This window comes from Lysinibacillus sp. EB271-A1-10B, from assembly GCF_058791335.1.
Window position 1 is genome coordinate 317,133 of the sequence record NZ_JBYTDL010000004.1, and the last position, 9,819, is coordinate 326,951.

The following is a 9,819-nucleotide window of genomic DNA, read 5'->3' on the forward strand; positions in this document are numbered from 1 at the left end:
TTATTTTCCCTCTTTCATCACTTCAGCATCAGATGGCTCACTAGCAGCTGTCCCTCCATTCGTAGGCGGGGCTGCCTGATCAGGTGGCGCTGTATCGGCGGCTGGTGCTTGAGGAGGTGGATTTAATTTATCATTGGCGTTCATAACCTTTCGCTCAAGACCTAAAACCTTGGACAGCAACTCTGTCTCCTGATAAATTTCCTGTGCAAGTGTATAATATTCAATTGCTTTCCCAAACTCTTGGCGTGCATAGCTCTGATCTCCGCTTTTTTCTAAGCCTTCTGCCTTTAATTCTTTCTGGGCCTTTTTCAATTCAGCAATTTTAGCCTCTGTTTCTTCTATTTTTGTCTTTATTTCAGGTTCGCCAGTAAAGGCAATTGTCAGCGCTTTTTTTCTTGCCTTTTGATACGTTTCAAGAGCCCCATTGTAATCCTCTGCCTCAAATCGAAAATCTCCATCTTTCACAGCTTCAGCAATTTGTACAATGGTATCCATATTAGCGATTCTTTGTTCAACTACTGCTTTCCCAAAGTCTTTTATAAGCTTTCCTTCTTTTTTAGCCTTTTCATATTGCTCAAGGGCATCGTTAAATTTACCTTCTTCTGCTGCTTTATCTCCACTGATAATCAGATCGGTAACTCTTAATTTTCTCGCTAGTACATTTCTATGTATTGGATCTTTCAATTTTTTAGCAGCATTTCTGCCCTCACTATATTCCAGCAGTGCCTTATCATAAGTTCCATCTTGAAAATACTGGTTTCCGCTCTTCTCATGATCTTTCATCTCTACGGTTAATTCGGCCATTTTTTTAGCTTGCTTTGCCTGATAAAAAATCGTGCCTCCACCTACGACCAAAGCTAGGATTAATGCAGCTACAATCATTTTGATGTATTTCATTTTTTTCTTATTTGTTTCCTGGTAAACCTTGTTAGCAAATATAGCGGCAACTGTGTAATTATTGACCACTTTCTTTTGCCTGCTTAACAGGACCTCTTCTAACACATCAATGTATTTCTCAGGCTCTTTTGCATCTTCCAACGCATCTGCCATTTCAATTTCATTGACATCTTCCCAAAAGCCGGCTGTACAAAGCACTAGTACATCGTCATCCATTAACTTCATTTTCTTTGAAACAAAAGGCTGGAACTCTTTTGGTTTGCCCAAATAGTTTAGTAAATTGGTTCTTTCCTCGTGCTGGCTAATATCGAGCGAACGGTTCCTATCATTCACTAGCTCTTGTGCTAAGCTTTGATCCGTGCTTTTAAACGTTAAAGTCCCATTACGGAAATGATATAATCTCGAATTTCCTGCAACGGCAACAATCATCTTTGAGTAATCCGAGACGACAATGACAATACTAGCCTTCAATCTCACCCTTAAGCTTTGAGCTTGAAGAATATCTTGTGCATATTTTAAGTAATGTTTAATTTTCCGTCTGGACATGGATGGCTTTTCCATGAATTTTTCTAAAATTGCCTTTACAGCAAGCTCTGCACTACTAATTTCCTGATCAGAATCTAACCCTTTTACAGCTACCCAGCAGGCAACATCGTCCAGCTCTGTATAGGCAAAGTAATCTTTATTTTGCAAAAATGAGCCCGCTTCGGATAAAAAGCTTGTTTTAAAGTTGCTATTTTCCTTTCTCATGATTACTCCTCCTCATTTACTGACTCATTTAAAGACACATGTAAAATAATTACCATGTTTTTTCTAAAATAACGATGGTTGCATTATCTTGATTTTTTAAGCGTTTTTGTTCAACGGCTTTTATCATGTCTTGAGCAATATCATAGGGAGTAGCTTGCTGAGAGAGAATTTTCTCCATTTCAACCTCTGTTAAAGTATCATAGACGCCATCACTAAATAGACATACTTTATCCCCTCTATTTAGCTGAATCGGACTTTTTCCGATATCCATATTTTTAAAGCCTTCATACCCTAAATAATTGATAAGTCTCTTTTTCAAAGGATTTTCCTGCACCTCAAGCTGAGATATTTCACCAGATATATATCGCTCAGTTAACACTGATTCAAAAATATGCTTTTGATTGATGGCCTTAAATTCTCCATTGCGGAAAATGGTAATGACACTATCTCCAACGGCTCCCCAATGAAGAAATCCGTTATCATCAATAACGGCTGCCACTAATGTAGTACCACCGTTCGAGCCATTTAAATTTTCGACAATCATATGATTACTAGCAAAAGCGGCCTCCTTAAAAAATTTTTCTAGGGCATTTAGACCGCTAAGCTTTTTAAATTCTTCAATAAATGTATTGACAGCAACCGTACTTGCCATCCTACCGTTTGCTAAACCACTGATGCCATCTGCTAGTACAGCGATTGTTCCATCTTTCGTTTCTGCTGTAGAGAAATAATCATCCTGCTCATCACGTCTGCCAATCGTTTGACCATTTCCGATTGCTATTTTTGTTTTTTCATTTTGTTGCGCAAGCATGTTTCTAACAATTAATAATGCAAAGAGTACAACGATAAAAATAAGTGCAATTATGTATGGCAGTAGTTTCTGATCCATCCGTCATCATCCCTCACTGTTGTTGTTTTCCCATTCAAAATGAACACCACATAAGGGAATAAAGAGAAACATACTTCCGCCTAACTGAATTACATCATACGCTGCTAGCTCTGTTGGCGTATAAACCGCTTCATTGTTAAGATAAGCTAAGCCTGATGCATCTCCAGGAAGAAGATAGAAATTCCTTTTTTTAGGATCATAAACAATCACAGCATGGTTACGTTGAGAAATCGAATTGTCTCCAACAATACGAATGTGCATATCCTCAGCTCTACCAATAAAGTTTTTTTCCGATAAAATTCGATAGTCTCGACCCATTTGAGGTCCTTCAATACAAACAAGCCATCCTGTTACTGGATCAATTCCATCCATTTCTCCAAGGTATGGCATTGTTTTATCATCTAACTCTGCTACAGCTGTTTGCTGGCTACTTGGCCTTTGCTCCTGTTCTACCATTACGTTGCAATACGGACATACATTTCTATGTCTTCTGGAACTAAACATGTGACCATTTGTGCATCTAATCAAACTCATTTTCGCTATCCCCCGTCTATTTTTACGAATTTACTTGTCTCTATTTCACTAAAATCCGTGTATTGGCTATGTATATCGTGTCTCCATTACCTATTGGGTAAGGATTTTCGTGTTTTATTCTGTTTTTAACGCGCTTATGAGCTTTTTTTATACCAACACCATTTACCGAATCAATATCCTCTATGTACCATACTCCTGAAACATTATTTAATACGGCATGTTCATAGTTGATAAGCGATTCATATTCAGTACCATTTAAATCGATATCTGCCTTATTGTCAGCGGAACTTTTCCCAATAAGTAATGAAGTTGAATCACCGATTTCCCATTCATCTATTTCAGCTCCTCGATCATTGAGGAGAACTAATTTTCGAATTTTCTTGTTTGTCACATTGTTATTTTTATCTCTAGCTTCATACTTTATAGAGCCATAAATTATTGCTAGTATGCCTAGCATTAGTCCAATAATTGTTTTTAAAATAAAATCCTGATTCATGACAAATACGTATAGAATGAAAAAGAAGGTGATTATGACAATAATAATATCGATAATTTTTATAACCATTTGTTTCTTTGCATTTTCAGTGTATGCATCCATTGGGTATCACACTCCTCCATACTAGCTATGGCTTCGTTTACTTGTTAAAAAAACGTTCAAATAAATCAGTTGTATCTAGTGGATTCTTCTTTGCATTCTTATTAAGGGTCGATCCCGTTTCCTTTGTTTTAGGATTAAAACCAAAAAAATGCTCAAAGTTCTTTTCAATATTGCTCATATTAAAATCTGGCTTTTTTTCAGTAGACTGTGGGCGTGAAGACTGTTTTTCAGATGTCTGTCCACTGCCCCAACTTTGACTAGCTCCATCTAGTCGAGCATCATATGCTTCTCTTGAAGCTGGATCCTTTAATACTTTGTATGCCTCTGTCACTTCTAAAAAAATCTTTTCTGATTCTTTATTTCCACCGCTCACGTCTGGATGATGTTTTTTTGATAGTTTTCTGTAAGCTAGTTTTATTTGTGCTTGCGTGGCGTCTCTACTGACACCTAAAGTTTCATAATGCGTTTTCATATTTTTCATCCCCAATATTAGGATTATTCAAAATTATCTAAGGAACTATGAAAGTCCCTTAGATAATGTGGAGTAGCTATCAAGCAGCAATCTTAAACAGCGTAGCCGCCTTCGATTTTCGCCAAGTCTGTTTTGTCTTTCTTTTGCTTAATGAATAAGTAGAATTCACCAATACCTTCTGTGTCACCATACTTTTCTGAATAGTCAACAACGAAAGCATTTGGGAAGTGAATTTTTCTTACTACTTGATCAGCAGAAATAACTTCTAACGTTACTTTACGGTAACAGTCAGCTTTTTCAGCTGGTACTAATGACCATAATCCTAATTTCATCGTGTCATCAGAATTATCACCATCAGTTGCAGTAAGAATTTTACCTTTTACTTTTAAAGTTGCTCCTACATCTGTAGAACGTGCGTTAGAGTCATTTGGTGTATCTGTTTCATACTCCACAGTCATAATGCTATCTAACCCTAATTCAATTGCTTCTGATCCTTCTACTTTTAATACAAAACCCATTCTCATTACCTCCTGAAATTTGTTTGAATCGTCTCAAAAAATCGTTTTGGGTGAAAATGTATAACTTGTTGTATACATTCCTCTATGCCTAATGCAAATACATGAAGCATGGAGAAATATGTAATGTTTTCACCTTACAATTAATGGAGGATTCTATTTATGTTAAAAGATTTATGAAAAAATCTTAAACATACGACTTAAAAAAATTTTTAGTGTATGTGTAAACTTGTTAGGCCTTAACAGCACTACTTGCCTTTGTAATCATAACTTCAAGATTCTTCACATTACCGTTAAACACTAGGTCAATCTGACAAGTGCTTGTTTTTTCATCGATAATGTAGCCGATGTCATCTCCATCGTGAATAATGGAGTTTACATAGCCTTTATCATTAATCCATTTACTTTTTTGACTACTTGGATTATTACTAAAGAATCGAACGATATTTTCGTGTTTAAAGTCACCAGATTGGAATCGTAAAATTCTCTCAATATACGTACTCACTTGAGTTTTGTAGATTGAATCGAATCCATCTTCCTCCATCGCTAAACTTCTAGCTTTATACACTGTAATTCGTTTAATGTCTTTATCTTGAAGCTGTGCATTTTCTGATGAGAATACAAAGCCAAAACTTCTGCTGTTAATGGCATCTTTAATATTATTAGTAAATCCTGAGATTTCTTTTGCCATCGTTGTAACGGCTCTTAGTGAGTTATCACCAGCTTCAATATCGAAGCGTACGCCAGGATTATTTCTCTGAACGTTTTTGAAAGAGTCTTTCAAATATTCCGGACATTGATAAGCTGAGACAATACCTGCCGCTACATAGCTAGCACCAACATAAACGCCCTCTATCCAAAGTTTTAAAATATCCTCTTTTTCTTTAGATAATCGAGCTCCATTTTCTGTTGTCTGCATTCTTGTATCAATGATTACACCTGATTTATCTTTAGGAATAATAGTGAAGTTTGGTAAACATGGTATAGCAAACTCACTATAATCTTTTCGAATAAGCACTGAGCATTTATCGATCAAGCGATCAATACCTGCAGTAGCAATTCCATTGAATGTCGTTTCTTCTTCTGCCATGAAGTTGAAGAAAATCTGTATTTTATAATCTTTCACAGTATCAAGAAGGATGGATAACGATTCCATTGTATTGCCATCTTGCTTGGCAACCTTATCGTTCCCTTTAAATCTAGCTCTACTTACTTTCATTTTTCCGGAAGCTTCTAGTTCTAGTGCAGGGACAATTCCATACCATACCGTATCTGTAAAGTCATTTTTGGAGTTAACCGTGTTTAAATACGTGCGTAATCGTGGTAGATTATTACTTTTAACGAGCATATCTAACTTTGTGTTCGTTACAAGTAACGAGGGCTGCATACCTTTGTTTTTAGTTGCATACTGATCAAAGTACATTTTTACGCCTAATAGTTTTTCAACTAATGGCTTCACTGTTTTTACAAATTCATCCTTAGCATCCTTATAGAATTCTAAGTAAGTATTGTAGTTTTGTACCTCTGTCTCTACATCCAATTCAGCTCTCACAGCTGGCAATGGAGAGAACGTTCTTACGACTAAATCTTTGACATAAGAGGATGGTGATTCTGTAATCGCCTCATAGTCCTCTTCAAAAACTGTGCTTAAACCATAGTTACTATTTTCTTCAATAACCATCAGTTCCGAGCTATTATTTTGTGGTGCCTCAATGATTTTTAATTCACCACTGTCGCCAATAGAAAGTGTCCCAATTTGTAATTTTTCGGACTCGTCTTCATCCTGATTAGCACCTAACAATAGTCTCGTTTTAATATCTTCAATTGCTAAAGGAAGCATCGCCATGACATTGTTGTAATTTCTACTTGCCACTTCAAACATCAGGTTTAGCTTGTCCCCTGTATCCAATTTTTTTGGATCGCCTTCATCTAATTTGTCATATTCACCATATAGATAATGGATTTCTTTTCGGACTTGTCGAATGTCGTCCATAACCTTTTTAGGAGAGATCATATCGAGCAAATTTTCAAACTTAAAGTCAACGTTCGCAATGCCCTGACTTCTTTTCGTATCAATGAGGGTAAATAACATCTTTAAAAAATCATTATTTTGGTCAATTGCTATTTCAGAAATACAGTCATCTTGAATTCCTTCAGGTTTTTTTAATGTATACATAACCTTTTGGTTAGCAGCATTGTAGAATGAGTAAACCGTCGGAGAAAACTTATCTAAAAACTCGTCGAAGCTTTTGACAAGAAGATTTTCATTAATCTCTTTGATTTTTTCATCACTAAGACTGTCAATTCCTTTTACATCTCCAACAAGCGTAATTAAATCCATTTTTTCCGGATTAATTTCCTCAAAGAGCATGGTTCTGTTCGTTTGACTAATAATCTCCATTCAGTCGGCCGTATGATTATACAGCCATCCCTCCTTTTTGTAACAGATTTCGAGTAAGCATAGTCAATTAGTGATTAGCAAATAAAATATGATCGTAATTCACAAAACAACCTAATATGATACTATTAAGTAATAAAATGGTAATTTCGAACGAAAAAATCAGTAGTTTTTTTTCTATATGAGTATGTATGTAATTATTTATTTACAACATGCACTCATATCTAGAATTACTGATAATTCTTTTACATGCGCACTTCACTGATGACATTATGTATCACAAGTAACTATACAACATTTATTTTTATTGTCAATATTTACATTAGGATATTATGTTAAATAATTTCCATAAATGTATATTTAGTAAAAAATAAACATGTTAAAATTTATGATATTTTTTATAGGAATAAATGTATTTTTTCTTTATTTTTACTAAAAAAAAACAGCTTATTGAGTAGAAACTCCTAGTCTATAAGCTGTTGAAAAGATATGAATTTTAAATCAAAAATAGTTATATAGAATTACAATTCTGAATATGCTAGTTATTTCGAACCACCTTGTTTAAAATAGCTTTTTATCCTATTGGCAGTATTTTCAATAATAACAGCAAGTTCTAAATACTTAAGTGAAGAGCATCGTTTTTTTGCCTGCACTGCCAGCCCCCACATAATAGTTCGAGATAAAACAATACTCACTTTCTCATTATATTTTCTCACATTCTCAATTTTGTCCTCGATAATGCGTTGTGAGCTATCCATTGGGATAATATTTGTTAAAGAATAATAAAATGTTGCTGCTAAACTATAAATATCTGTATATACACCTTGCTCAGATTTATTCGAGTATTGCTCTAAAGGAGAATACCCTGGGCTAGTGAATATTTGATGATTCTCGGCAGTTTTATTAAAAATAGCCGAACCAAAATCTAGTAAATATGGATTACCTTCAGAATCTACTATTATATTACTTGGTTTAATATCACGATGGAGTATGTCTTTTTTATGTAAATAGCTTAAAGCACCAATTAGAGGAAGGAAAATACTCGTGTACACATGCTCCCTATCTTCAATTGGAAAATCTTTTAAATATTGATCTAATAAAGTTCCTTCATAATACTCCATCACGATATAAATCGATTCATTTTCCTCAAAATGGTCTATGTATTTGACGACATTGTGATGATTTATTTGCTGCAAAATACATGCTTCATTTAGAAAAATAGCTTTTAAATCCTCGAATATCTGCTTTGTTGAAGGCAAACGATTAACGACTGTTTTATTATCTAAATCCCGTAAAGCTATGTCATTTGGAAAGAACTCTTTAATAATTAGCTGATTCCCTTCATTGATATTCTCCACGATATAAACTAAAGACAATTTACTAGTTGCAAGTATTTCTTTAATTTTATATGTATCTTTCAAAACACTGTTTATCGGTAAGCTCAATTCAACTTGAGTCGTCGCTTGCATTTTCGATCAATCATCCCTTTCAACACATAAACTCCGAACACTCTGTTACATCATCACCATAACTTGTGGTTGATTTCGCCTGTCATTTAGTGGGTGTTTGGACACCCACTGATAGGGGACCGCATCCGCACATCTCACCACTTTAGAGATAGGAGTCTTCTACTAATAAAAGATAAATGGCATACGTTTTAACAAATGTCATCCGCAATTTTTGGTTATGACCATTATTTTAACTAAAATACAAATTAATGTAAGTATATCAATATACACCTTTATTATAAATAGTTCTCTTAAGTAGTTCTACATCAAATGCTGAGGTTTGGCAAAATTTGAAGTCGGCGATATGCTTGTTTCTTCTCAGGACTTTGATGGTTCTATTCATCGCTTTGGCGATTATCCTATCCGGCACTTTGACGGTTCTATGTGGCACTCTTGTGGTCCTATCCTTTTTAAGGCAAAATGAAGAGGCATGAGCCCGATATATTATTGAGGGCACTGAAAAACTTGCGTTTTTTATAAATAAATTCGTTATAGAGAAAGATAGGGCGCTTCTTGTTCAATTTTGAACAGGAAACGCCCTAATTTATTACCTATTTATTACCCTTTTCCATTCAGAAGCTTCAAGATTCTTTTTAGATTGACAGCGAATATCGTCGTTGCTCCCTGAATTTGCATGCCAAATGAACCCGCAGCCGATGCTTGATCGTACCCGTGTTTATTTTTTAACTCACTATTTTTTGCTTCGATTTTATAACGTTCTCGAGCTAAGCGTTTAAATTCTTCTATTTCTTGAAACGCTTGTTGGTCTAAATGTTCCTCTGATTTAATGGCAACAGAATAGGTTTTAGTTTTTGCACCTTCTTTAAAACATCCTTCTCGGAGTGGACAGACCTTACATTTTTCAATGTCAAAAAAATAAACCATTCTTGCACTTGCTCCTGGATGCGAATCTGGTTTTTTACTTTTTCTATTTGCTAAATGTCCTGCTGGACATACAAATAAACCTGCATCTTTATTAAAGTCAAATCCTTTTCCGTTTGCTCGCCCATTTTGAGTAATCATTGGATTTAACTTAGAAATCAGTTGAATGCTTTGTTCTTTTGTATAAAGTAAATTGTTTTTCCCTGAATAAGCCGTGTCAGCGATGACTGTTTCAACTTCCATTCCTGTTACTTTACTTTTTTCAATCAGTTCTTGTAGATAATGTCCATCTGATTTTTCACCTGTTGTAACGACTGCTGCTGTAATAATACGTTCATCACTAATTGCTACATGTGTTTTATAACCAAAGAAAGAA

The 9,819-nt window shown here is 35.0% G+C and carries 9 protein-coding genes; all 9 read right to left on the minus strand.

What is annotated here, in order from left to right:
- On the minus strand, nucleotides 1-1,647 hold the full coding sequence (locus tag AC3WSK_RS08890; protein ID WP_427484091.1) for a serine/threonine protein phosphatase: 1,647 nt from the start codon (nucleotides 1,645-1,647) through the stop codon (nucleotides 1-3).
- A 49-nt stretch (nucleotides 1,648-1,696) separates the two neighbouring features.
- The gene (locus AC3WSK_RS08895) at nucleotides 1,697-2,536 is read right to left on the minus strand and encodes a PP2C family protein-serine/threonine phosphatase (RefSeq protein WP_079562903.1); all 840 of its coding nucleotides are present in this window, start codon (nucleotides 2,534-2,536) and stop codon (nucleotides 1,697-1,699) included.
- 6 nt (nucleotides 2,537-2,542) lie between these two features.
- Nucleotides 2,543-3,070, minus strand: coding sequence for an FHA domain-containing protein (locus AC3WSK_RS08900; RefSeq protein ID WP_079562902.1), 528 nt, complete (start codon nucleotides 3,068-3,070; stop codon nucleotides 2,543-2,545).
- A 40-nt stretch (nucleotides 3,071-3,110) separates the two neighbouring features.
- Nucleotides 3,111-3,668 (minus strand): FHA domain-containing protein, encoded by a 558-nt coding sequence (locus tag AC3WSK_RS08905; protein ID WP_492411986.1) that lies wholly within the window; start codon nucleotides 3,666-3,668, stop codon nucleotides 3,111-3,113.
- A gap of 37 nt (nucleotides 3,669-3,705) precedes the next feature.
- The gene (locus AC3WSK_RS08910; RefSeq protein WP_079562900.1) at nucleotides 3,706-4,140 is read right to left on the minus strand and encodes a J domain-containing protein; all 435 of its coding nucleotides are present in this window, start codon (nucleotides 4,138-4,140) and stop codon (nucleotides 3,706-3,708) included.
- A gap of 92 nt (nucleotides 4,141-4,232) precedes the next feature.
- The gene (locus AC3WSK_RS08915; RefSeq protein ID WP_079562899.1) at nucleotides 4,233-4,658 is read right to left on the minus strand and encodes a membrane-associated protease 1; all 426 of its coding nucleotides are present in this window, start codon (nucleotides 4,656-4,658) and stop codon (nucleotides 4,233-4,235) included.
- A 229-nt stretch (nucleotides 4,659-4,887) separates the two neighbouring features.
- A complete protein-coding gene (locus AC3WSK_RS08920) occupies nucleotides 4,888-7,056 on the minus strand; it encodes a transcriptional regulator (RefSeq protein WP_079562898.1) in 2,169 nt (722 codons plus the stop codon).
- Between the two features lie 539 nt (nucleotides 7,057-7,595).
- Entirely contained in the window at nucleotides 7,596-8,522 is a 927-nt protein-coding gene (locus tag AC3WSK_RS08925; RefSeq protein WP_492411983.1) for a serine/threonine protein kinase, read from the minus strand.
- Nucleotides 8,523-9,119: 597 nt separating this feature from the next.
- Nucleotides 9,120-9,819: transposase (locus AC3WSK_RS08930; RefSeq protein ID WP_492535008.1), on the minus strand; the 700-nt coding region annotated here is incomplete at its 5' end.